A 22,170-nucleotide genomic window follows, 5' to 3' on the forward strand; every position below is an offset into this window, starting at 1 on the left:
CACCATGGAACTCTTTGCTAGCTTGAGCTTCTTTGGCGGCGCGCTGTTTGGCGGCCTTGGCCTCGTCGCATACCGCTCGTCCGGCATGCCGCTGCACATCGGGTACCGCCACATCATCGGCGTCATCTGCCTGGGCGTCTGGATGGCGGTGTTCTGGGCGCGGCCCTATCAACCCATTGCGCTCTTGGCCATTTCCGGCGGCGCGCTGTGGGCAATGCGCCGCAACTACATCCCCACCTGGCTCGCCGTCATCATCACGATGACGCCGTTGCTGCTGGTCAAGACCGGGGTTTCGCACCTGGGCGCGATGCTCGGGCTGTCCTTTGCCACGTTCCGCGCCATCGACGTGCTGCTGTTCGCGCCGCGCAACGAACGCGTCTCGCCGCTCGACTATTTCATCTATCTGTTCTTCCCGCTGACGCTGCTGGCGGGGCCCATGTACCGCTGGCGCGCCTTCCAGGCCGATCTGAAGCGCGGCTACGAAGGGGTCAACCTGAACACGTGGCTGATCGGGCTGGAACTCATCATGGTGGGCGTCATTCAGAAATTCGGCCTGGCCGAGCTGATCTGGCGCTACGGACTGGCCACGCTCGACGCGCACGATTATTCGTTCACGGGCGTGGCGCTCAATGCCTCGCTCTACAGCGCGTACCTGTTCTTCGACTTTGCCGGCTATTCGACGATGGCGATCGGGATCGGGATGCTGTTCGGCTTCACGCTGCCGATCAACTTCCGCAATCCGCTGGCCACGCTCAACCCGCAGGATTTCTGGCGGCGCTGGCACATCAGCCTGTCCGAATGGCTGCGCGATGTCGTGTTCATGCCGATCTACAAGGCGCTGAGCAAGACCAGCTTCTTTGGCCGTCACCGCCTGGCGGCGCAGAACATCGGCATTTTCGCGACCCTGCTGGCGATGGGGGTGTGGAACGGACTGTCGCTGCATTACATCGTCAGCGGCCTGATGTTCGGCCTGTATTCGGTGGGGCACAACCTGCTGATCAATGCAGCGCGCACCCGGCCTGCATTGCAAGCCGCGCTGGCCAAGCCCGTCATGCGCTTTCTGGGGCGCGTGCTCACCCTGATTCTGGCCGCGCTGGCGCTGTACGTGTTCAGCGGCCGCAGCCCTATCTGACGCCGGGAGTGACGGCATGCGTTTCGATCTGAAGTCCTTCCAGTTCGCCGACGAAGGGCGCGCGCCCGACGCGCTGGCGGTTGCCGCCGCCGACCGCAGCCTGACGTGGGCCCAGTTGCGCACCGAGGCGCACGCCTGGGCCGACGCCGCGCGCAAGCACGGCGTGGCGCCCGATGTGCCCGTGGCGATCTACGGCCACAAGGAAGCCGCCTTTTTTGTCGCCATGGTCGGCGCGCTGCTGATCGGCGCGCCGTTCGTGCCGGTGGACACCATCTATCCGCCTGAGCGCCTGCGCCGCATCGTGGAGATCGTGCAAGCGGCCGCCGTGTTCGATGCTGCGGCCGGCAGCTTCACGGCGGGCGAGGGCGCCATGCTGGAAGAACGCGGCCTGGCCTACGTGATGTTCACTTCGGGCAGCACGGGCGACCCCAAGGGCGTGCAGATCGGCCGCGAAAGCGTCGGCCTGCTTGGCGACTGGATGCTCGGCAGCTTTGGCCTGGGCGAGGCGCCCGTGTTCATGAACCAGGCGCCCTTCAGTTTCGACCTGTCCATGTACGAGGTCTTTGCCACCCTGGCGTCGGGCGGAAGCTGCGTGCTCAACGCGCGCGACCAGATTGCCGCGCCCGGTCCCTGGATGGCCCGGCTGGCCGCCCACGGCATCACGGTGTGGGTGTCCACGCCGTCGTTCGCGCATCAGCAGCTGGCCAACCGAGACTTCTCTCCGGCGACGCTGCCCACGCTGCGCACGTTCCTATTCTGTGGCGAGCCCCTGCCGGCGGCGCTGGCGAAAAAGCTGCGCCAGCGTTTTCCGGATGCGTCCATCCTGAACACCTACGGTCCGACCGAAGCCACGGTGGCCACCACCTGGATCGAAGTCACCGACGCCGTGCTGGCGGCGCATGACCCGCTGCCGGTCGGCCACGCCAAACCGGACAGCGTGCTGCTGGTGGACGAGGGCGAGATCTGCATCGTGGGCGACCACGTGATGCGCGGCTACCTTAACCGCGCCGACCTGAACGCGGCCAAGCTCTATACCTACGACGACGGCCGCCGCGCGTTCCGCACCGGCGACCTGGGGCTGATGGAAGAGGGCGGGCTGCTGTTCTGCCGCGGCCGCATGGACGACCAGATCAAGCTCAACGGCTACCGCATCGAGCTGGCGGAAATCGACGAAGCCCTGCATGGGCTACCGGGCGTGGAGGCTAGCGCCTGCGCCGTGCTGCGCCGTCCCGATGGCACGGCGGTGCGGCTGATTGGTTTCGTGACGGGCTCGGAAGCAGCGGGTGAGCAAGCCGCGCTGCTGGCGCCGCAGGCCCTGTCCGGCTGGAAGGAGCGGCTGGCCGAGCGCCTGCCGCCCTACATGGTGCCGTCCGAACTGGTCGCCTGCCCGGCGCTGCCCATGTCGAACAACCACAAGATCGACCGCAAGAAACTGATCGAGATCTACAGCGCGATTCCCGTGTAGGCGATCACACGCCCATCATGCCGTAGCTCAGGCGAGCCAGGACCATCAGCAGGATCTGGGCCGCGATCAAGAGGATCAGCGGCGAGAAGTCGATCGAGGTGCGCGGCAGGATGCGGCGGATGGGATCGAGCAGCGGCGCGGTCAGCGATTGCAGCAGCGGCATCATCGGCGCCATCGGGTTGACCCACGACAGCACGGCCTGGATCAGCGTGAGCCAGACCACCAGATTCAGCGCCCACTTTGCCGTCATGATGAGGGCCGAGCCCATCGCGGCGGGCAGCAGCGCGGCGGGGATCAGCGCGCCAATGGCCACCAGCCACAGCAGGACTAGATAGACCAGCGCCGACAACCACGCGCACACCAGGCTGGTCCAATCGATCTTGTTGCCTGCGGGAATGATCTTGCGCAGCGGCAGCACCAGCCAGTTGGTGGCTCCGTAGATCGCGCGCGCCAACGGGTTGAAGGGGTGCAGTCGTATCGCGTGCATCCAGGCGCGGGCAATCAGCGCCGCGCCAAACAGCGTGAACACGATTTCGAGAAGGAAGCGGAAGATTTCACCGAGCATGGACGCGATCACCCCAAAAAAGAGGAATCAATTGTCGCACGGCCAGACGTAAAAATTGCGTACGGTCCTAGTGCATCGGGCCCGGTGCAGGGGTCAGCCATTTGGATGGCATGACGCGCAGACATTAAAAAAGCCGCCCGGTGCAAACCAGGCGGCTCTGATGAAGCTAACGCTTCGGCGCGTCCGGATTAAGGACGGCCACCCGTCGGGAAGGGCCACGACGCGGCGGGGTTCAGCGCGGTCTTCGCGCCCGGGGCAGCAGCCGTGGTGGGCGGCGTGGCGGGCTTCTTCGGAGCGGCTTTCTTCGCAGCGGGCTTCTTCGCGGCGGCAGGCTTCTTGGCGGCAACAGCCGGCTTGGAAGCGGGAGCCTTCTTGGCGGCGGGCGCCTTCTTGGCAGCCGGGGCCTTCTTGGCTACGGCCTTCTTGGCAACAGCCTTTTTGGCGGCCGGGGCCTTCTTGGCGGCAGCCTTCTTGGCAACAGCCTTCTTGGCGGCGGGCGCCTTCTTGGCTACGGCCTTCTTGGCGACTGCCTTCTTGGCAACAGCCTTCTTGGCTACGGCCTTCTTCGCAACGGCCTTCTTGGCTACGGCTTTCTTGGCGACGGCCTTCTTGGCGACTGCCTTCTTGGCAACGGCCTTCTTGGCGACAGCCTTCTTAGCGACAGCCTTCTTGGCGGCCGGGGCCTTCTTCGCGACGGCCTTCTTGGCAACCGCTTTCTTGGCGGCGGGAGCCTTCTTGGCGGCAACCTTCTTCACGGCCGGCTTTTTGGCGGCCGCGACTTTCTTCACTGCAACTTTCTTGACGGCAGCTTTCTTGGCCGGAGCGGCCTTCTTTGCTGCTGCCTTCTTGGCGGCGGGTTTTTTCACCGCTGCTTTCTTGACGGCTTTCTTGGCTGTTGCCATGGTCATGCTCCTTAGGTTCAGGGGTCCCAGAACTTAAACCCGTGCCCCGACCCGCCAATCGGCGGACCGTGCCCGGGCTATTCATCGGCGCATGCCGCTGTTCTGTGCGAGCAACAGCTACTACGGTTTGCGCTAATGAATTCGGCACAGCCATTTGATATGGCCCCCGCCCCTTTGGCGCGAGCCATTTCAAATGGCGCCGGCAGGCGGCCTGTTCACAGGCCGCCGACCGCTTGTTCTACGTGTTCGAAGACACCCTGACCAAGGAGCTTGCCATCAAGCCTGTCGCGAACGCGACGCCCATCGAAAAGAGAAGGGCGTGCCCGCGCCGGGCTCGATGGCGTACTGCGTTACTCCCAGCTCAGCGTGCCACCGGTTTGGTATTCGATCACGCGAGTTTCAAAAAAGTTGCGTTCCTTCTTAAGGTCGATCATTTCCGCCATCCACGGGAAGGGGTTTTCTTCCTGAGGGTACAGAGGTTCGATACCGATCTGCTGGCAACGACGGTTGGCGATGAAGCGCAGGTAGGATTTGAACATGGGTGCGTTCAAGCCCAACACGCCGCGCGGCATCGTGTCTTCGGCGTAAGCGTATTCGAGTTCGACCGCTTTGCGGAAGAGTTCTCGAATTTCTTCGCGGAATTCCGGCGTCCAGAGATGCGGATTTTCCAGTTTGACGGTGTTGATCAGATCGATGCCGAAGTTGCAGTGCATGGATTCATCGCGAAGGATGTACATGTACTGCTCGGCAGCGCCGGTCATCTTGTTCTGGCGGCCAAGCGCCAGGATCTGCGTGAAGCCAACGTAGAAGAACAGGCCTTCCATGAGGCAAGCGAAGACGATCAGGGACTTGAGCAGCGTCTGGTCGGCTTCGGGCGTGCCCGTCTTGAAGTTGGGATCAGCGATCGCGTCGATGAACGGGATCAGGAACTCGTCTTTTGCCCGGATGGACGGCACTTCGTTGTAAGCGTTGAAGATCTCGGCTTCGTCCAGGTCCAGGCTTTCGACGATGTATTGATAGGCGTGCGTGTGAATGGCTTCCTCGAATGCCTGGCGCAGCAGGAACTGGCGGCATTCGGGGGCCGTGATGTGGCGGTAGGTGCCCAGCACGATGTTGTTGGCGGCCAGCGAATCGGCGGTCACGAAGAAGCCGAGGTTGCGCTTGACGATGCGGCGCTCGTCCTCGGTGAGCCCGTTCGGGTTCTTCCAGAGGGCGATGTCGCGCGACATGTTGATCTCTTGCGGCATCCAATGGTTGGCGCAAGTGGCCAGGTATTTTTCCCACGCCCACTTGTACTTGAAAGGCACAAGCTGGTTGACGTCGGTCTGGCCATTGATGATGCGCTTGTCGGCAACCTTGACGCGCTGCGAGGTTGCCGCGCCGCTGGCAGCCAGACCGGCTGCGTGCTGAGGCGCGGCCGGCGTGGGCATGGCGGTGTCGCCGAACACACCGGTCGCCGCCCGGACTTCCGGGGCAGCCTGACCGCCCGCCGCGGGCGCGGCAGGTTGTGCAGGTTGCGTGGCGGTGGTGTCGTCGTCCCAATTAATCATGATTCATTCTCCGGAGGCGGTTATTGGCAGGCTTCGCACTCTTCGAAGCCGGGGTCGCCCGGCCGCATGGTGCAAACCGCCCCGAGAACTTCGGGTTCCGGCAAAACAGGTGCTGCGGCAACGGCGTTGGCGGTGGACGGATTGCCCGCGCTGACGGCGTTCAGTTCGCCGCCGCGTCCCGTGGACTTCTCGGCGCTGGTGGCGCCAAGGGTGCGCAGGTAGTACGTGGTCTTCAGGCCACGCGTCCATGCCAGCTTGTAGGTGTCGTCCAGTTTCTTGCCCGATGCGCCAGCCATGTAGATGTTCAACGACTGGGCTTGATCGATCCACTTCTGGCGGCGCGACGCGCATTCAACCAGCCAGCGCGGTTCGACTTCGAACGCGGTGGCGTAGAGTTCGCGGAGTTCGGAAGGTACGCGATCGATGCGGGACAGGCTGCCGTCGAAGTACTTGAGGTCGGCGACCATGACTTCGTCCCAGAGACCGAGTTTCTTCAGGTCACGCACGAGGTAATCGTTAACGACCGTGAACTCGCCGGAGAGATTCGATTTGACGTACAAGTTCTGGAAAGTGGGTTCGATGCACGCAGATACGCCAATGATATTGGAAATAGTGGCGGTTGGGGCGATTGCGATGCAATTGGAGTTGCGCATGCCATGTTCTTTGATGCGCGTACGCAACGTATCCCAATCGAGCGTGCTCGATTCATCAACGTCAACGTGACCACCACGTTCATCACGCAGCATCTTCAACGTGTCTTGCGGCAAGATGCCACGCGACCACAGCGAACCTTCATACGATTGATAGCGGCCACGTTCTTCGGCGAGCAGGCTCGACGCGAAGTAGGCGTGATAGCACACCGCTTCCATCGAGCGGTCCGCGAATTCAACAGCGGCTTGCGATGCGTAGGGCACGCGCATCATCTGCAGGCAGTCCTGGAAGCCCATGATGCCCATGCCCACCGGACGATGGCGCGCGTTGGAATTGCGGGCCTTGTCGACGGCGTAGTAGTTGATGTCGATCACGTTGTCGAGCATGCGCATGGCGATGCTGACCGTGCGCTTGATCTTGTCGTGGTCCAGTTCGAAACCGCCGCCGGCAGCCGGCTTCATGTGTGCGACCAGGTTCACGGAACCCAGGTTGCAAACTGCGATTTCGGATTCGTTGGTGTTCAGCGTGATCTCGGTGCACAGGTTCGAACTGTGGACGACGCCCACGTGCTGCTGCGGCGAACGGATGTTGCACGGATCCTTGAACGTGATCCACGGGTGGCCGGTTTCGAACAGCATCGACAGCATCTTGCGCCACAGCGTCAGCGCCGGCATCTTCTTGAAGAGCTTCAGTTCGCCGCTGGCGACGCGCGCTTCGTAGCCCACGTAGGCTTCTTCGAACGCGCGGCCATACTTGTCGTGCAGGTCGGGGCAGTCGGACGGCGAGAACAGCGTCCATTCACCGCCTTCCATGACGCGCTTCATGAACAGGTCGGGAATCCAGTTCGCCGTGTTCATGTCGTGCGTGCGGCGGCGCTCGTCGCCGGTGTTCTTGCGCAGTTCCAGGAATTCTTCGATGTCCAGGTGCCACGTTTCGAGGTACGTGCAGACCGCACCCTTGCGCTTGCCGCCCTGGTTCACGGCGACGGCCGTGTCGTTCACGACCTTCAGGAACGGAACGACGCCCTGGCTTTCGCCGTTGGTGCCCTTGATGTGGCTGCGCAGCGCGCGGACTGGGGTCCAGTCGTTGCCCAGGCCGCCGGCGTACTTGGCCAGCAGCGCGTTTTCCTTGATGGCGTCGTAGATGCCTTCCAGGTCGTCCGAGACGGTGGTCAGGTAGCACGACGACAGCTGCGAGTGCAGCGTGCCCGAGTTGAACAGCGTGGGCGTGGAGCTCATGAAGTCGAACGAGGACAGGATCTCGTAGAACTCGATGGCGCGCGCTTCACGGTCGCTCTCGCGCAGCGCCAGGCCCATGGCCACGCGCATGAAGAAGACCTGCGGCAGTTCGATGCGGGTGCCGCGGATGTGCAGGAAGTAGCGGTCGTACAGAGTCTGCAGGCCGAGGTAGCCGAATTGCAGATCGCGCTTGGCGTTCAGTGCCTTGCCCAGCTTGGTCAGGTCATAGCTGGCCAGTTCGGGCGACAGCAGGCCGCCTTCGATGCCGCGGGCGATGAACGTGGGGAAGTATTCAGCGTAGCGCGTGGCCATGCCGTCTTGCGAGACTTCCTCGCCCAGCACTTCCTTGCGGATCGTGTGCAGCAGCAGACGGGCGGTGACCTGGCTGTAGGCTGGATCCTTTTCGACCAGCGCGCGCGCGGACAGGATGGCGGACTTGAACACTTCGTCGACGGGGATGCCGTCGTACAGGTTCTTGACCGTTTCCTTCAGGATGGCTTCGGCGTCGATGAACTCGGACAGGCCTTCGCCGGCGGCGACGATGGTGGCGCGCAGTTCGGCCACGTCCAGCGGGCGGCGCACGCCGGCATCGGTGACGTTCAGCACGTGTTCCTGCGGCGCGGCGTCAGCCTTTTGCTGGCCTTCGGCGGCAGCGGCGGCGGCGCGTTCCTGCGTGCGCTTTTCGCGGTACAGCACATAGGCGCGCGCGACGTCATGCTCGCCCGAGCGCATCAGCGCCAGTTCGACCTGGTCCTGGATGTCTTCAATATGGAAGGTGCCGCCGTTGGGGCGGTTGCGAACCAGTGCGTTGACGGCCTGGCCGGTCAGCGTTTCGACCAGTTCGCGCACACGCGCGGACGCGGCGCCTTGTCCGCCATTGACGGCCAGGAAGGCCTTGGTCATGGCGATGGCGATCTTGCTGGGCTCAAAGCCAACCACCGAGCCATTGCGGCGGATGATGTTGTAGCTGGCCCATTTGCCGCTGTTGGCGTCGGCGGGGGAATCGGTTTGGGAGGGCGGCACGGCCGAAGGCCGGGTCACAGAGGCGATCGTAGTCTGCATGGAAGCTCCTGTGCGAAAAAGCGCGTAGATGAAGACATGACGACGTCATGTCTGGTCAAAATTGGATCTTGTAATGGGGGTCGCAACGTCCGGACAGGCTAGTCCGTAAGGCGTGGCCGGCGGGAATCAGCGCTTAGGCGACCACAAGATGTAGTGTAGCACCCCTCGTTAGCCACTAATTCTAGTGATCGAGGTTTACAGGGACAAGAAGAAGATAAGACGAATCCCACAAAAGATTGTAACCAAATGCACTAGGCGCGCCCCGCAAGGCGCGCCCAGGTCAGTGACCACTCAGACCGGCTGTTTATGCGGTTTTCCGCAAGGCGCTGGCGTGCGGGGCCGGTGCTGTATAGCTCTGCATGAGCCGGGCCAGATCGGTCCGGTACTTCTCGACATTGGCGGCCTTCACGTGGCCAAAGCCGCGAATGTTTTCAGCCAGGGCGGCGATTGTAGCCGCTTGCGCGAGGTTGTCCGCAGTCAGCCCTGCAAGCAGTTGATCGATGGTCTGGCGGTACTCCGTGACCAGCGCCCGTTCCATCTTGCGCTCGGCGGTATGGCCGAAGGGATCGAACCAGGTGCCGCGCAGGCCCTTGAGCCGCGTCAGCAATTTCAGTGCCGACATCGTGCGCGGACCCAGCGTCATCTTGCGCGGCACGCCGGTGCGCGGGTCCTTGCGGGCGAAGATGGGCGGGGCCATGTGAAAGCGCAGGCTGTAGTCGCCCTCGAACTGGCCTTCCAGCTGCGCCTTGAAGGTCTCGCCGGTATAGAGGCGCGCCACTTCGTATTCGTCCTTGTACGCCATGAGCTTGTACAGGCCGCGCGCCACGGCCATCGCCAGGCGGGGCGTCTTGGCATCGGGCGCCAGGGCCCGCTCGCGGGCCGCGACGGCGTCAACCACGTCCCGATACGCCTGCGCGTAGGCCGCATCCTGATAGGCCGTCAGGTCTTCGACGCGGCGCGCCACGGCGCGCTCGAAGGTTTCGGGGATGTGCAGCTGCACGACCTGGGCCCGCGGGCGCAGCGCGCCTTCCAGGGCGTCGGGGCGATGCGCGGCAAGCCGGCCGCTGTCGAAGGCGGCGCGGTTGGCCGCGACCGCCACGCCGTTCAGTTCGATCGCGCGATAGATGGCAGCCTGCGAAAGCGGCACGCCGCCGCGCTGCCAGGCGTAGCCCAGCATGAACATGTTCGACAGGATGCTGTCGCCAAACAGCGCCAGCGCCGCTTCATGCGCGTCGATCGCGGCCGTGTGCGCGTCGCCCGCCGCGTGACGGATCTTGGCCAGCAACGCCTCGGGGCGCATCGCGGCGTCGGGATTGCGCGTGAATTCGGACACGGGCGCCACGTACGTGTTCACCGTGACCTGAGTGTGGCCGTGGCGCAAGGCGCCCAGCGAATCCGGGGCGACCGCGGCAACCGGATCGCACAGGATGGCCGCGTCGGCCTGCTGCCAGTCCAGCCGCACGGGGCCAGCGGCCGAGCCCGCCGGGGCAAGGCGAATGTGGCTCACGACGGTGCCGCCTTTCTGCGCCAGCCCGGTCAGGTCCAGCACTGCGGCCGACAGGCCTTCCAGGTGCGCGGCCATCGACACGATGGCGCCGATGGTGATGACGCCGGTGCCGCCCATGCCGGCGACCAGCAGACGATAGGGATGGTCCAAGGCAGGAAGGGCGGGCTGCGGCAGGCCGGCGATCATGCCCTGCAGGCGTTCCTGGTCGGCCTTGGGCGCCGCGCTCTTTCTGGGCTTGCCGCCCATGACGGACACGAAGCTCGGGCAGAAGCCTTCCGCGCACGAGTAGTCCTTGTTGCAGCTGGACTGGTCGATCGCGCGCTTGCGGCCGTACGGCGTTTCCAGCGGAACGACCGACAGGCAGTTGGACTTCACGCCGCAGTCGCCGCAGCCTTCGCACACGGCGCTGTTGATCAGCATGCGGCGCGCCGGGTCCGGGAACTGGTTCTTCTTGCGGCGGCGGCGCTTTTCGGCCGCGCAGGTCTGGTCATGGATCAGGACCGTCACGCCCGGAATCTCGCGCAGCTCGCGCTGCAGCGCGTCCAGCTCGCGGCGGTGGTGGACCTTGATGCCGGGGCCCAGGTCCACGCCCTGGTATTTCTCGGGCTCGTCGGTGGTGACGACGATGCGCGCCACGTTTTCGCCGCGCAGTTGCTGGCAGATCTGGGGCACCGAGATCGGGCCGTCCACCGGTTGCCCGCCGGTCATGGCGACGGCGTCGTTGAACAGGATCTTGTAGGTGATGTTGGCGCGCGCCGCGACGGCCTGGCGGATGGCCAGGTAGCCCGAGTGGTAATACGTGCCTTCTCCCATGTTCTGGAAGATATGCGGCATCTTCGTATAGCGGGACAGGCCGATCCAGTCGACGCCTTCGCCGCCCATCTGCGTGAGGCCGCCGGTGTCGCGGTCCATCCACGCGGCCATGTAGTGGCAGCCCACGCCGGACAGCGCCTGGCTGCCCTCGGGCACCTTGGTCGACGTGCTATGCGGACAGCCCGAACAGAAGTAAGGGCGGCGGCGCATGCCGTCCGCGTCGTTGGATAGCGGCGCCTGGCATTCGAAGGCCGACAGGTCGCGGTTCACGGGCAGCCCCGCGGCGCGCGACAGCCAACCGGCCAGCGGCGCGGCCAGTAGCGACGGGCGTAGCTGGCCGGCCGACGGCACCATCGGCTCGCCGTCCAGTCCCTTCTTGCCCACGACCGTCGGCCGCTCGGGCAGGTTGAACAGCATGTCCTTGATCTGGCTTTCGACCACTGCGCCTTTTTCCTCGATGACGAAGATGTGCGACAGGCCGCGCGCGAAGTCGAGCAACCGGCCTTCGTCCATCGGCCAGGTCAGGCCGGGCTTGTAGATCCGCACCGGCGCATTCGCCGTGACCGTGTCCACGCCCAGGCGCGCCAACGCTTCCATGGTGTCCAGGTGCGCCTTGCCGACGGTGACGATGCCCACCGTCGCCTTGGGCGCCGGACAGGTCAGCTTGTCGATGCTGTGCCGGCGCGCGAAGGCGGCGACGGCCTTCATGCGCTGGTTCATGCGCGTCTCCACCGCCAGCGACAGGAATTCGCGCGCGGAGTATTCCAGCGATCCGGCCGGCATGTCCGGATCATCGGGCATGTCGTAGGTCTGGATGGCGGCTGGCGTGAACGAATGGCCGCTTTCGATGGTTTCGGACACGGCCTTGAAGGCGACCCACGTGCCCGCATAACGCGAGAGCGCCCAGCCCCAGAGCGCGAAGGTCTCGTATTCGTCGATGGACGTCGGATGCACGATGGGCATCTGCCAGCCGATCAGCGACGCTTCGCTGGCGTGCGGGATCGAGGACGACACCGCGGTGTGGTCGTCGCCCACCACCACCAGCACGCCGCCGTGGCGCGAGGCGCCCGCGGCATTGCCGTGATGCAGCGCGTCGCCGGCGCGGTCCACGCCGGGACCCTTGCCGTACCACATGGCGAACACGCCATCGACATTGCGGTCAGCGCGCACGCCGGCCTGCTGCGTGCCCATGACCGCCGTGGCGGCCATGTCTTCGTTGATGCCCGGCAGGAAGGTGATCTGGTTGGCGTCCAGCGCCTTCTGCGCCTTCCACATGGCCATGTCCACGCCGCCCAGCGGCGATCCGCGGTACCCCGATACGAAGCCGGCGGTGTTCAGGCCGCGTTCACGGTCCACCCGGCGCTGCGTGAGCATCAGGCGCACCAGGGCCTGCGTCCCGGTCAGGAAGATGCGTCCGGACTCGCGGGTCAGGTTGTCGGCAAGCTGGTAATCAAGGTCCAGCTCGGGTGCGGCGGCGGGGGTACCGTCCATAGTCAATGCTCCTGGTATTTGGCACCATGATAGGTTCGCGAGGGATCAGGTTTATTGCGTTTTTGGATCGTGCTATCCCTATAATTCGCAATGAACATTTCGTATTCCAAGAAAACCAGGAGACAAACGAATGGACAAGACCGATATCGGCATCCTCAAGGCGCTGCAGGAAGATGGCCGCGCCTCTGCGCAGCAGCTTTCCGAGAAGGTGGGGCTGTCCGCCGCGCCGGTGTGGCGGCGCGTGAAGGCGATGGAGGCGAGCGGGGTGATCCAGGGCTACAGCGCCCAGGTCGACCGCAGCAAGGTGGGGCTGGGCTGCATGTTTGCGCAGATCAGCCTGGAGCGGCATTCGGCCAACACGGTCGAGAACTTCGAGCGGTCGGTGCGCGACGCCCCGGAAATCCTGGAGTGTTATGCCGTGACCGGCGATTCGGACTTCCTGTTGAAGATCCTGGTGGAAAGTCCGGAAGCCTACGACCGCTTCCTGCACCGGTTTCTGTTCAATATGCCGGGCATCCGGCAGACGCGCACCATTGTGGCGCTGCGTGAAATCAAGCATGAGCAGCGGCTGCCGCTGTAGAAAGGCGCGCCTTCTCTATATAGATATAGAGAAAGGGCGCGCCGCCGTGCGCAAGGGCCAGGTTTATTGGGGCTGGATGCCGGCGATCCGGATCCATTCCTTCCAGCGGGCCGTGTCTTCCTTCACGAATGCGTCAAAGCGCGCCACGTCCATCGCTTCCGGCGTCAATCCCAAGGCGCGCAGCTTGCGCGCCGTGGCGTCGTCCTGCACTGCGGCCTGCAGGTAGGTGTTCATTTTGGCGACGATCTCCGGCGGCGTGCGGGCGGGCGCCGACAGGCCCAGCCAACCCGCCACGACGAAGTCAGGATAGTAGGTGGCCATGGTCGGCACGCTGGGCCAGGCATCATGCTGCCGGGCGCCGGTCACGGCGATGGGGATGAGGCCCTTGCCGTCGATTTGGCCCATGGCGGTCAGGTAATCCACGAACGCGAAGCCGATCTGCTTGCCGCGCAGGTCGGTGATGATCTGCGTGATGTTCTTGTACGCCGCCCCGGTGATGTTGATGCCGGCCCGCTGCTTGAAGAGTTCGGACGGCACCTGGGAGGACGAACTGTAATAGCCGAAGAAGACGTCGCCCGGATGTTTCTTGGCGTACTCGACCAATTCGGGCACGGTCCGGTATGGGCTGTCCGGCGAGACGACGCCCACCGTGCCGAACGTGCCCAGCATGCCGACCTGCACGAAATCCTTTTGCGCGTCGTACGGCAGCGTCTTGTACAGGAACTGGTTGGCCGAATGCGTGGAGTTCGTGGACAAGAGGAACGTGTAGCCGTCGGGCGCGGCGCTTTTGCTGGCGTTGGTGCCCACGATGCCGCCGGCGCCGGGGCGATCCTCCACGATCACTGTCTGCCCGGTCTTCTCGCCCAAGTACTGGGCGAAGGTGCGGGCGGTCAGGTCGGCCGCGCCGCCCGCCGCGGAGGGCACGATGATCGTCACGGGCTTATCGGGCCAGCCGGCGGCGTGCGAGGCCGCGGCCCACAGCAGGCAGGCGCCGGCGAGCGCCGGACGCAGCAAGCGGGAAATGGTCATGTCTCTGTCTCCTGAGTGCGCCTGGGCGCGTCGTTATCGTTGTGGTCGTCGTTGTCTTGCGGATGCTCAGCCAAATTGCTTGCGATGCCAGTCCAGGATGGCGCCGGCGCTGATCTGCCACTGGTCTGCGTACATCATGCAGTGCGGTTGTCCGGCAAGCAGGGCATGCGAAAAGCCGTAACGGCGCGCAATGGCTTCGTCCTGCCCCGGTGGATGCCGGTCATGCGTGTCCAGGCCCGCTTCCAGGCAGAGGCCGGGCGCGCGGATCGATGCCGCGCCGACGCCCACGCGCAGCAGGTATCGGTCGTTCAGAACCTGGGGGCTTTCCGCGCATAGGCGCCGCGCCACCGCGCCAACGTCCCGGTCCGGCGCGGTTGCCAGGAAACGTGAGCGGATTTCCGCCTCGCCGGGGGCAGCGCGCGGCGCGTCCTCGGGCACGGCAGGCAAGGCCAGCGCACCGGGCAGATCGCCTGGCGGCGAGGGCGCCTGCAGCACGACGCCGGCCACGGGCCGCCGGCTGGCGGCCAGCAGCGCCGGCAACGCGCCCATGCTGTGGCCCACGACAACGGTCGGCGCATCCAGCGCATCCAGTGCGCTGACGACGTCCTGGCCCAGGTCCTCAATGGTGACGTTCGGAAATCCGGCGTCTTGCGGCAGGTCGCCGTGGCCGCGCATGTCCAGCGCCGCGCACGCCAGACCGGCCGCCGCGAAGTAATCCAGATAGTGCGCGTAGCACCAGGCACCGTGGTAGGCGCCCGGCACGAACAACAGGCCGGGCCGGCCGTCTTGCGGGATGGCGCCGATGCGCAGGCGGCCATGCCCCGCATCGCGCACGGGCAGCCGATCGGCCACGCCAAAGTCCAGCGGGTCCTTGGCGGGGAGAGAGATAAGGTTGGCGGTAGGCATATTGCGGCCATCTTAAGAGGCGGCCTATGATCAGAAAACTTTATTTTTCATATGGATTGATAAGTTCTACTAATCTGCCGCCCCATGCGCCCGCTTCCCGATCTCTCCATTTCCCATTACCGGCATTTTTTGCTTGTCGCCGAGCTGGGCAGCTTTCGCGCCGCAGCGGTCCGGGCTTTCCGATCCCAACCCGCGTTGTCCCTGTCGATCCGTGAAATGGAACAACGCCTGGGCCAGCCGCTGTTCGAGCCCGGCAACCGCGGCACGCTGACGCGCTTCGGGCAAGACTGCCTGCCGCTGGCGCGTGAACTGGTTGACCACCACGACCGGGTCGCCGGCGCATTGTCGGGGCTGGCCAACAATGGCGCCGGCAGCTTGACGATGGCGTCCGTCGCGTCCGCCGCCACGCACTGGCTGCCCGAACTGGTGGCCGCCTACCGGGCGCAGTATCCTGCGGTGTCGCTGCGCCTGTTCGACGACAACTCCGAGGGGGTCGAACGCATGGTGCTGGCGGGTGAGGTGGAATTGGGCGTGTGCAGCACCGTGTCGCGCGACCGCCGCCTGTCGTTCGAACCGCTGATGCGCGACGCCTTCGGCCTGGTCTGCCATCGCGGCCATCCGCTGGCTGGCCGCAAGTCCGTGACGTGGCGCGAGATCGCCGACCTGCCTTTGGTGGGCACCATTGCGCACCGCCAGCTTGCCGGTCATCCGCAAGCGGCGTTCATGCTGGACCGGCAGGTGTTCGTCTCCAACATGATGTCGCTGCTGGCCATGCTGGAGCGCGGCGTGGGCGTGACGGTGCTGGCCCGCCTGGGCGTGCCGCCGGATTCGCCGGGACTGGCGTTTGTGCCCTTGTCGCGGCCGCGCATCGAACGCGAGCTGGGCATTGCCCGTCTGGCCGGCAGAAGCCTGTCTCCGGCCGCCGCGCGCATGGAGGAAATGCTGCGCGAGAAAGCGCGTCGCGGGTGAGCCGCTGTCGCTAGAAACCAACGCATTTTTGCGGTTTCCGCGCGGATTCCGGGCGCGTCCGCACCCGCACTGTTGCGCATTTGCACACGGCGCGGATCGTCGTTGATTCTTCCCTGACGCCTATTTAGAGTGCGTGAAGTCCGCTGCGCCTGGGACGGGCCGGTGTGATCGGCGCGGCGCGTCGGCGGACGTCTTGAGGAAGTCATGAGCAGTGTGTTTTTGCGTACGGCAGGCATTGCCTGCGCCATCGTGATCCTGGCCGGTTGCGCCGCCAGGAAGCCAGCCGCCATCACCGAGGCCCAACCCGCTGAACCGCCCAAGCCGGTGGCCTGCACGCCCGCCAAGCCTGGCGACCCGATGATCGGCACCTGGTTGTCCAATTCGCGTCCGCGCGATGTCGCGGGCGACATGCAGTCGCTGATCGTGCTGTCCGCCGACGGCACCATGTCCTACGAATCCCTGCTCAAGATCGGCCGCAAGACGCGCCCCGCGCTGCGCGAGACGGGCTGCTGGAGCGTGGCGGACGGCGTCTACACGATGCGCACCACGAAGTCGGCGGGCGAGCCGGTGGATCCCACCGATCCGATCTATCTGAACCGCTACCGCGTCGAGAAGGTCGAGCAGTCCAAGCTGTCGCTGCGCGAACTGAAGTCGGGCGGCATGCTGCTGACCGCGCGCCGCATGCCCGCGGGCTACCGACTGGCCTACTGACCGTTGCGCCGGGCGGACATTTCGCCCGGCGGTCAAGCCAAGCGGGCCAGGCTGCGGTAAGGTGCGGGCTTCGACTTTCGCCCCGCAGCCGGTTTCCCATGTCCGCCCTGTCCTCCGAAGCACGCGCGATCGCGCTGCTCGCGTTGGCCGCCTTCGTCAGCGCCAGCGCTTTCCGAATCTGTGATCCCATGCTGCCGCAACTGGCGGCGGAATTCGGCACCACCACCGGCCAGGCCGCGCGCGCCGTCACGGCCTTTGCCGTGGCCTATGGCGTGCTGCAGATGTTCTTCGGTCCGGTGGGCGACCGCTACGGCAAATACCGTGTCGTCAGCGTGGCGACCGTGGCGTGCGCGCTGGGCAGCGCCGGCGCCGTCATGGCCGGATCGCTCGACATGCTGGTCTTTTGCCGCGCCTTGTCCGGCGCGGCCGGCGCGGGCATCGTGCCCCTGTCCATGGCGTGGATCGGCGACAACGTTCCCTATGAACGCCGGCAGGCGACGCTGGCGCGCTTTCTCACCGGCACCATCCTCGGCATGTCGGCCGGCCAGCTTGCGGGCGGGCTTTTTGCCGATACCGTCGGCTGGCGCTGGGCCTTCATGGCGCTGGTGGCGGGCTACGTGATCGTGGGCGTGCTGCTGCATCTGGAAGTGCGGCGCCAGCGTGCGGCCGGGTTTGCGCAGGTCGATCCGGGCGCGGTGCGCCAGGGCTTCGTCGCGCAGGCGCGGCTGGTGCTGGGCGCGGCGTGGGCGCGCGTGGTGCTGGCGACAGTGTTCATCGAAGGCCTGCTGGTGTTCGGCGCACTTGCCTTCGCTCCTTCGTACCTGCACGAACGCTTCGATATTTCGCTGACCGCCGCCGGCGCGCTGGTGGCCGTGTATGCGGTGGGCGGACTGATCTATACGGTTGTCGCGGGCCGCATCCTGAAACGGCTGGGCGAGCGCGGCCTGGCCGTCGCGGGCGGGCTGGTGCTGGGCGTGGCGTTCCTGTCGTACTGGCTGGGACCGGTCTGGATATGGAGCCTGGCGGCCAGCGTGCTGGCGGGCTTCGGCTATTACCTGCTGCACGCGACGCTGCAAACGAACGCCACGCAGATGGTGCCGTCCGCGCGCGGCACGGCGGTGGCATGGTTTGCCTCGTGCCTCTTCATGGGGCAGGCGGCGGGCGTGGCGCTGGCAGGGGCCGTGGTGGACGAGATCGGCGCGGCGGCGCTATTCGGCGGTTCGGCCGTGCTGCTGCCGCTGCTGGGGGCGTTCTTTGCCCGGGCGCTGAAGGCGAGGGCCGCGATGCAGCGGGCGTGAACGGCGTTGGCGTCACGCCGGATTGAAAACACCAGGGCGGCAGGTTATGCAGGTGTCAGACACCCTGCCGAGACCGTCGCGGGTTTGGGGCGTTAGCTCTCGAGGGTGTCAGACACCTGGGCAGTTAAAACACCAGGGCGGCAGGCTTATGCAGGTGTCAGACACCCCGCCGAGACCCTCGCGGGTTTGCGGCGTTAGCTCTCAAGGGTGTCAGACACCTGGGCAGTAGGCTTTCGGAGGGTGTCTGACACCCTGGTGAGATGCCCGTGACTTTGCGGCTGCTCATCAAAGGGTGTCTGACACCCGGGTTTAAATCGCCGACAGCCGCTTGAGCACCGTTTCCTTGCCCAGCAGCGCCAGCACCGCATCCACCGCGGGCGTCTGCGTCTGGCCGGTCACGGCCACGCGCAGCGGGATGGCCAGTTGCGGCATCTTCAGGCCGCGGTCGGCCAGCACGCCCTTGATGAGCGCGGACAGCGCTTCGCGCGTCCATTCCGCATCCTGGGCGCGCTGCGCGAAGTCGGCCAGCGCTTCGCGCGCGGGGGCGGTCAGGTGCTGCTCGGCCAGGTCGGCCGGCGCGCCCTTGAATTCGCCGCAGAACAGCATGGCGCCGTCGGCCAGCTGCTCCAGCGTCTCGGCGCGGTCCTTCAAGAGACCCATGACGCCCGGCAGATCGATCTTTTCGGGGTAGCCGCCGCGGGCCGCGACGCGCGTGGCCACGCGCTCGGCCAGTTCGGCGTTGTCCATCTGCTTGATGTAGTGGGCGTTGACCCAGTTCAGCTTCTTGGGATCCCACTGCGACGCGGACTTGGACAGATGCTTGGTGTCGAACCAGGACACCAGCTGGTCGCGCGAGAAGAGTTCGTCGTCGCCGTGGCTCCAGCCCAGGCGGGCCAGGTAGTTGATCATGGCCTCGGGCAGGTAGCCCTCGTTGTCGTACTCCATGACGTTGACCGCGCCGTGGCGCTTGGACAGCTTTTCGCCGTCCGGGCCCAGGATCATCGGCACGTGGCCGTATTCGGGCAGCGTGGCGCCCAGCGCGCGCAGGATGTTGATCTGGCGGGGCGTGTTGTTGACGTGGTCATCGCCACGCAGCACGTGCGTGATGCCCATGTCCCAGTCGTCGACCACGACGCAGAAATTGTAGGTGGGCGTGCCGTCGGGGCGCGCGATGATCAGGTCGTCGAGCTCGGTGTTGTCGAAGCTGATCGTGCCCTTGACCATGTCGTTCCAGGACGTGGCGCCGTCCTGGGGATTCTTGAAGCGCACGACCGGTTTGCGGCCTTCGGGGATGGCGGGCAGCGTCTTGCCCGGTTCCGGGCGCCAGGTGCCGTCATAGCGCGGCTTGTCGCCGCGGGCGCGGGCGGCCTCGCGCATGGCTTCGACTTCCTCAGGCGAGCTGTAGCAGTGGTAGGCAGTGCCGGCGGCCAGCATCCGGGCCACGACTTCGCGGTACCGGTCCATGCGCTGCATCTGGTAGAACGGGCCCTCGTCCGGCTGCATGCCCAGCCATTCCATGCTGTCCAGGATGGCCTGCACGGCTTCCGGCGTGGACCGCTCGACGTCCGTGTCCTCGATGCGCAGCACGAAAGTGCCCTTGTGATGGCGCGCGAAGGCCCAGGAGAACAGCGCGGTGCGCGCGCCGCCCAAATGCAGGAAACCGGTGGGCGAAGGCGCGAAGCGGGTGCGAATGGGAGTAGAGGCGTTGGAAGTCATAGGTGGCAGTGTTAGCGGCTGCGGCGCCACAAAGCGGCGTCGGGCAGTGTCCTCATCAAGCGGACAGCGGGCTTGTCTTGATACGATGAACGCTATTTTAGATTAGTGTGAACAGGCCCTGGCCCGACCTCCCCATGTTGAGACACGCTCTTGCGCCCATGTTCGAACCCGGCTCGCTGGTGATCGTGGCCGACCGGCCGCTGCCCGCGGCAAGTTCCCTGTCTCCCGCCCTGAAGGCGAAGACCACGGTCGTCACCGTTGAACCCGGCGCGGCGCCCGACCTGCCGGACAGGCTGGAAGGCCTGGCTGCGGGCGACCGGCCTGATCTGGCCCTGGTTTGCGTCTCGCCCGCCGTGCTGCCGGAAACCTTGCGCCGGCTGGCGCCGCTGTCGCCCCGCGCGGTCATCCTGCTGCCCCACGAACTGCCCGACCCATACCCGCGCGGCACGCTGGCGCTGTGCCGCGCCTGGGCCGAGGAAAACCACTGCGAACTCCTCGGGCCGCGGTCCTTCGGCGCGCAGCGGCCGCACGCGGGCCTGAATTTCAGCCAGCACCCGGTGCTGGCGCGCGCCGGCCGCGTGGCGCTGGTGGCGCAGTCGCGCTCGATCATGGCCGCCGTCATGGATTGGGCCGAGGACGTGCACATCGGCTTTTCCACCGCCGTGTCGCTGGGCGACGAGGCCGTGGTGGGCCTGCCCAAGCTGCTGGACTACCTGGCCAGCGATCCGCGCACCGACAGCATCGTTCTCTACCTTGAAGACGTCGGACCCGCGCGCGAATTCATGAGCACGCTGCGGGCCGCGGCCAGCATCAAGCCGGTCATCGTGCTCAAGGCAGGGCGCTCGGACGCCGACAGCAGCGATGCGATCTTCGACGCGGCCCTGCGCCGGGCCGGCGCCGTGCGCGTGCGCTACTTCGTGCAGCTGTTCTCGGCCGTGAAGGTGCTGGGCTACACGCGCCGCCCCAAGGGCCGCCGCGTTGCACTGATCTCCAACGGCAGCGGGCCTCCGCAGCTCGCCATGGACCTGATCGGCCCGGACGCCGCCGTGCTGCGCGCGGACCTCGCGCCCGCCACGCAGCGCGCGCTGGCCGACATGCTGGAGCCCGACGCCGCCATCGCCAACCCCGTCATCACCTACCTGCCCATGACGCCTGAGCGCATTCGCGCCATGCTCGACGTTGTCCTGGACGACACGGGCGTGGACGGCGTGCTGGTGCTGCTGGCGCCCGACGCCCTGGCCGACATGCCCGCCGTCGCACGCGAGCTGGCGCAGATTGCCCCATCGGCCAAGAAGCCGGTGGTGACCTGTTTCATGGGCGATGCGGGCATGCGGCCCTTGCGGCGCATGCTGGACGATGCCGGCACTTCGGCATTCCGTACGCCCGAATCGGCCGCCGATGCCTTCGGCGTGCTGGCCTCGCACCACTACAACCAGCAGCTGCTGCTGCAGACGCAACCGCCCGAACCCGCGAGCCACGTGCCTGACCTGACGGCCGCCCGCGAGATCCTTGCGCGGGTGCGCGCCGAGTGCCGGCGCGATCTGAACACGTCCGAAATCCGCACACTGCTGGCGCTGTTCTACGTGCCGCTCAGCGAATTCTCTGCCGATGCGGCGCGCGGCGAGGCGGAATCCCGCCCCATGGCGATCCGGGTGCGGCGCGATCCGAAGTTCGGTCCCGTCATCCGGTTTGGCGCGGGCGGGCCGGACGCGGTGCTATCGCTGGCCGATCGCGGCATGGACCTGCCGCCGCTCAACGGTTACCTGGCGCGCCAGCTCATCGAGCGCAGCCGGCTGTGGCGCCGCGTGCTGGCGCCGCGGGTCGGCCACATGGCGGCCGAGGCGCTGCAGCAGGCGCTGGTGCTGGTGTCCGAGATGGTGTCCGAACTTCCCGATATCGAAACGCTCGACATCGATCCCCTCTATGCAGGCGAAACCCACCTGCGCGCGGGCGGCCTGCGCATGACGCTGACCGAGACGCCCGGCTGCGCCTCGCCGCAGACCACCGGCTATCCGCACATGGCGATCCACCCGTATCCGGCCCGGCTGGTGCAGGTGCGCCGATTTGCAGACGGCATTCCGTGGGTGTTGCGCCCCATCCGTCCCGAAGACGGCGAGGCGTTGCAGGAATTCATCCGCGGCCTGTCGGAGCGCTCGCGCTACATGCGGTTCGTGTCGATGATGCGTGAACTGACGCCGCGCATGGTGTCGCGCTACACCCAGGTGGACTACCACCGCGAACTCGCGCTGGTGGCGGCCACGCAGGTGCCCAATCCCGCCAATCGCGGCCATCCGCGCGAGGTGCTGGTGGGCTTTGCGCACTACCTGCGCAATCCCGACGGCCGGGGTGCGGAATACGCGCTGGTGATCGGCGACGACTGGCAGCGGCGCGGGTTGGGGCGTCAGCTCATGACGGCGCTGATCGACGCCGCGCGCGAGCAGGGACTGGAATACATCGACGGCCTGGTGCTGTCGACGAACCGGCCCATGCTGGCGCTGATGACCAGCCTGGGCTTTACCAACGATCCCGACCCCGAAGACCCGACCATGCGCCGGGTCTGGCTGAACCTGGCTTAAGGCCCGGGG

At 66.0% G+C, this 22,170-nt stretch carries 15 protein-coding genes; 7 read left to right on the forward strand and 8 right to left on the reverse strand.

What is annotated here, in order from left to right:
- The first annotated feature begins 4 nt into the window (after positions 1–4).
- Positions 5–1,132 (forward strand): MBOAT family O-acyltransferase, encoded by a 1,128-nt coding sequence (locus V6V88_RS02715; protein ID WP_056327813.1) that lies wholly within the window; start codon positions 5–7, stop codon positions 1,130–1,132.
- A 16-nt stretch (positions 1,133–1,148) separates the two neighbouring features.
- The gene (locus V6V88_RS02720) at positions 1,149–2,597 is read left to right on the forward strand and encodes a D-alanine--poly(phosphoribitol) ligase (protein ID WP_062841583.1); all 1,449 of its coding nucleotides are present in this window, start codon (positions 1,149–1,151) and stop codon (positions 2,595–2,597) included.
- 4 nt (positions 2,598–2,601) lie between these two features.
- Here the strand turns inward: V6V88_RS02720 and V6V88_RS02725 are convergent, their stop codons facing one another.
- The 5 genes from V6V88_RS02725 to V6V88_RS02745 form a co-directional block, all read right to left on the reverse strand.
- A complete protein-coding gene (locus V6V88_RS02725) occupies positions 2,602–3,162 on the reverse strand; it encodes a YggT family protein (RefSeq protein ID WP_056327927.1) in 561 nt (186 codons plus the stop codon).
- Between the two features lie 188 nt (positions 3,163–3,350).
- The gene (locus V6V88_RS02730; RefSeq protein ID WP_338617662.1) at positions 3,351–4,064 is read right to left on the reverse strand and encodes a histone H1-like DNA-binding protein; all 714 of its coding nucleotides are present in this window, start codon (positions 4,062–4,064) and stop codon (positions 3,351–3,353) included.
- A 350-nt stretch (positions 4,065–4,414) separates the two neighbouring features.
- Positions 4,415–5,614: a ribonucleotide-diphosphate reductase subunit beta gene (locus tag V6V88_RS02735; RefSeq protein ID WP_056327816.1), complete on the reverse strand. Its 1,200-nt coding sequence runs from the start codon at positions 5,612–5,614 to the stop codon at positions 4,415–4,417.
- 20 nt (positions 5,615–5,634) lie between these two features.
- Positions 5,635–8,565: a ribonucleoside-diphosphate reductase subunit alpha gene (locus tag V6V88_RS02740; RefSeq protein WP_062841585.1), complete on the reverse strand. Its 2,931-nt coding sequence runs from the start codon at positions 8,563–8,565 to the stop codon at positions 5,635–5,637.
- Positions 8,566–8,869: 304 nt separating this feature from the next.
- A complete protein-coding gene (locus tag V6V88_RS02745; RefSeq protein ID WP_223574186.1) occupies positions 8,870–12,376 on the reverse strand; it encodes an indolepyruvate ferredoxin oxidoreductase family protein in 3,507 nt (1,168 codons plus the stop codon).
- 130 nt (positions 12,377–12,506) lie between these two features.
- Here V6V88_RS02745 and V6V88_RS02750 point away from each other — a divergent pair, with 130 nt between their 5' ends.
- The gene (locus tag V6V88_RS02750) at positions 12,507–12,956 is read left to right on the forward strand and encodes an Lrp/AsnC family transcriptional regulator (RefSeq protein ID WP_008159001.1); all 450 of its coding nucleotides are present in this window, start codon (positions 12,507–12,509) and stop codon (positions 12,954–12,956) included.
- 63 nt (positions 12,957–13,019) lie between these two features.
- Here the strand turns inward: V6V88_RS02750 and V6V88_RS02755 are convergent, their stop codons facing one another.
- Both V6V88_RS02755 and V6V88_RS02760 read right to left on the reverse strand, forming a co-directional pair.
- A complete protein-coding gene (locus V6V88_RS02755) occupies positions 13,020–13,985 on the reverse strand; it encodes a tripartite tricarboxylate transporter substrate binding protein (protein ID WP_338617669.1) in 966 nt (321 codons plus the stop codon).
- A 66-nt stretch (positions 13,986–14,051) separates the two neighbouring features.
- Positions 14,052–14,891, reverse strand: a complete 840-nt coding sequence (locus tag V6V88_RS02760; RefSeq protein ID WP_338617671.1) for an alpha/beta hydrolase — start codon at positions 14,889–14,891, stop codon at positions 14,052–14,054.
- 84 nt (positions 14,892–14,975) lie between these two features.
- On the opposite strand from V6V88_RS02760, the gene V6V88_RS02765 reads away from it, so the two are divergent.
- The 3 genes from V6V88_RS02765 to V6V88_RS02775 all read left to right on the forward strand — a co-directional run bounded on the left by V6V88_RS02765 (position 14,976) and on the right by V6V88_RS02775 (position 17,869).
- Positions 14,976–15,860, forward strand: coding sequence for a LysR family transcriptional regulator (locus V6V88_RS02765; RefSeq protein WP_056327821.1), 885 nt, complete (start codon positions 14,976–14,978; stop codon positions 15,858–15,860).
- A 204-nt stretch (positions 15,861–16,064) separates the two neighbouring features.
- The gene (locus tag V6V88_RS02770) at positions 16,065–16,571 is read left to right on the forward strand and encodes a hypothetical protein (RefSeq protein WP_062841589.1); all 507 of its coding nucleotides are present in this window, start codon (positions 16,065–16,067) and stop codon (positions 16,569–16,571) included.
- A 98-nt stretch (positions 16,572–16,669) separates the two neighbouring features.
- Entirely contained in the window at positions 16,670–17,869 is a 1,200-nt protein-coding gene (locus V6V88_RS02775) for an MFS transporter (RefSeq protein WP_338617673.1), read from the forward strand.
- Positions 17,870–18,178: 309 nt separating this feature from the next.
- Here the strand turns inward: V6V88_RS02775 and gltX are convergent, their stop codons facing one another.
- Positions 18,179–19,585 carry a glutamate--tRNA ligase gene (gltX, locus tag V6V88_RS02780; protein ID WP_280003012.1) on the reverse strand — a complete coding sequence of 469 codons (1,407 nt, stop codon included), beginning with the start codon at positions 19,583–19,585 and terminating at the stop codon, positions 18,179–18,181.
- A 134-nt stretch (positions 19,586–19,719) separates the two neighbouring features.
- On the opposite strand from gltX, the gene V6V88_RS02785 reads away from it, so the two are divergent.
- Complete coding sequence (locus V6V88_RS02785) at positions 19,720–22,161, forward strand: GNAT family N-acetyltransferase (RefSeq protein WP_338617675.1); 2,442 nt, start codon at positions 19,720–19,722, stop codon at positions 22,159–22,161.
- Positions 22,162–22,170 lie beyond the last annotated feature (9 nt).

Source organism: Achromobacter sp. E1 (assembly GCF_037039475.1).
Taxonomy (GTDB): domain Bacteria; phylum Pseudomonadota; class Gammaproteobacteria; order Burkholderiales; family Burkholderiaceae_B; genus Achromobacter; species Achromobacter mucicolens.

What these genes read in the sequence shown, in the direction of transcription:
- V6V88_RS02715 (WP_056327813.1), top strand. Translation starts at nt 5, where the DNA reads ATGGAACTCTTTGCTAGCTTGAGCTTCTTTGGCGGCGCGCTGTTTGGC.
- V6V88_RS02720 (WP_062841583.1), top strand. Translation starts at nt 1,149, where the DNA reads ATGCGTTTCGATCTGAAGTCCTTCCAGTTCGCCGACGAAGGGCGCGCG.
- V6V88_RS02725 (WP_056327927.1), bottom strand. Translation starts at nt 3,162, where the DNA reads ATGCTCGGTGAAATCTTCCGCTTCCTTCTCGAAATCGTGTTCACGCTG.
- V6V88_RS02730 (WP_338617662.1), bottom strand. Translation starts at nt 4,064, where the DNA reads ATGGCAACAGCCAAGAAAGCCGTCAAGAAAGCAGCGGTGAAAAAACCC.
- V6V88_RS02735 (WP_056327816.1), bottom strand. Translation starts at nt 5,614, where the DNA reads ATGATTAATTGGGACGACGACACCACCGCCACGCAACCTGCACAACCT.
- V6V88_RS02740 (WP_062841585.1), bottom strand. Translation starts at nt 8,565, where the DNA reads ATGCAGACTACGATCGCCTCTGTGACCCGGCCTTCGGCCGTGCCGCCC.
- V6V88_RS02745 (WP_223574186.1), bottom strand. Translation starts at nt 12,376, where the DNA reads ATGGACGGTACCCCCGCCGCCGCACCCGAGCTGGACCTTGATTACCAG.
- V6V88_RS02750 (WP_008159001.1), top strand. Translation starts at nt 12,507, where the DNA reads ATGGACAAGACCGATATCGGCATCCTCAAGGCGCTGCAGGAAGATGGC.
- V6V88_RS02755 (WP_338617669.1), bottom strand. Translation starts at nt 13,985, where the DNA reads ATGACCATTTCCCGCTTGCTGCGTCCGGCGCTCGCCGGCGCCTGCCTG.
- V6V88_RS02760 (WP_338617671.1), bottom strand. Translation starts at nt 14,891, where the DNA reads ATGCCTACCGCCAACCTTATCTCTCTCCCCGCCAAGGACCCGCTGGAC.
- V6V88_RS02765 (WP_056327821.1), top strand. Translation starts at nt 14,976, where the DNA reads ATGCGCCCGCTTCCCGATCTCTCCATTTCCCATTACCGGCATTTTTTG.
- V6V88_RS02770 (WP_062841589.1), top strand. Translation starts at nt 16,065, where the DNA reads ATGAGCAGTGTGTTTTTGCGTACGGCAGGCATTGCCTGCGCCATCGTG.
- V6V88_RS02775 (WP_338617673.1), top strand. Translation starts at nt 16,670, where the DNA reads ATGTCCGCCCTGTCCTCCGAAGCACGCGCGATCGCGCTGCTCGCGTTG.
- gltX (WP_280003012.1), bottom strand. Translation starts at nt 19,585, where the DNA reads ATGACTTCCAACGCCTCTACTCCCATTCGCACCCGCTTCGCGCCTTCG.
- V6V88_RS02785 (WP_338617675.1), top strand. Translation starts at nt 19,720, where the DNA reads ATGTTGAGACACGCTCTTGCGCCCATGTTCGAACCCGGCTCGCTGGTG.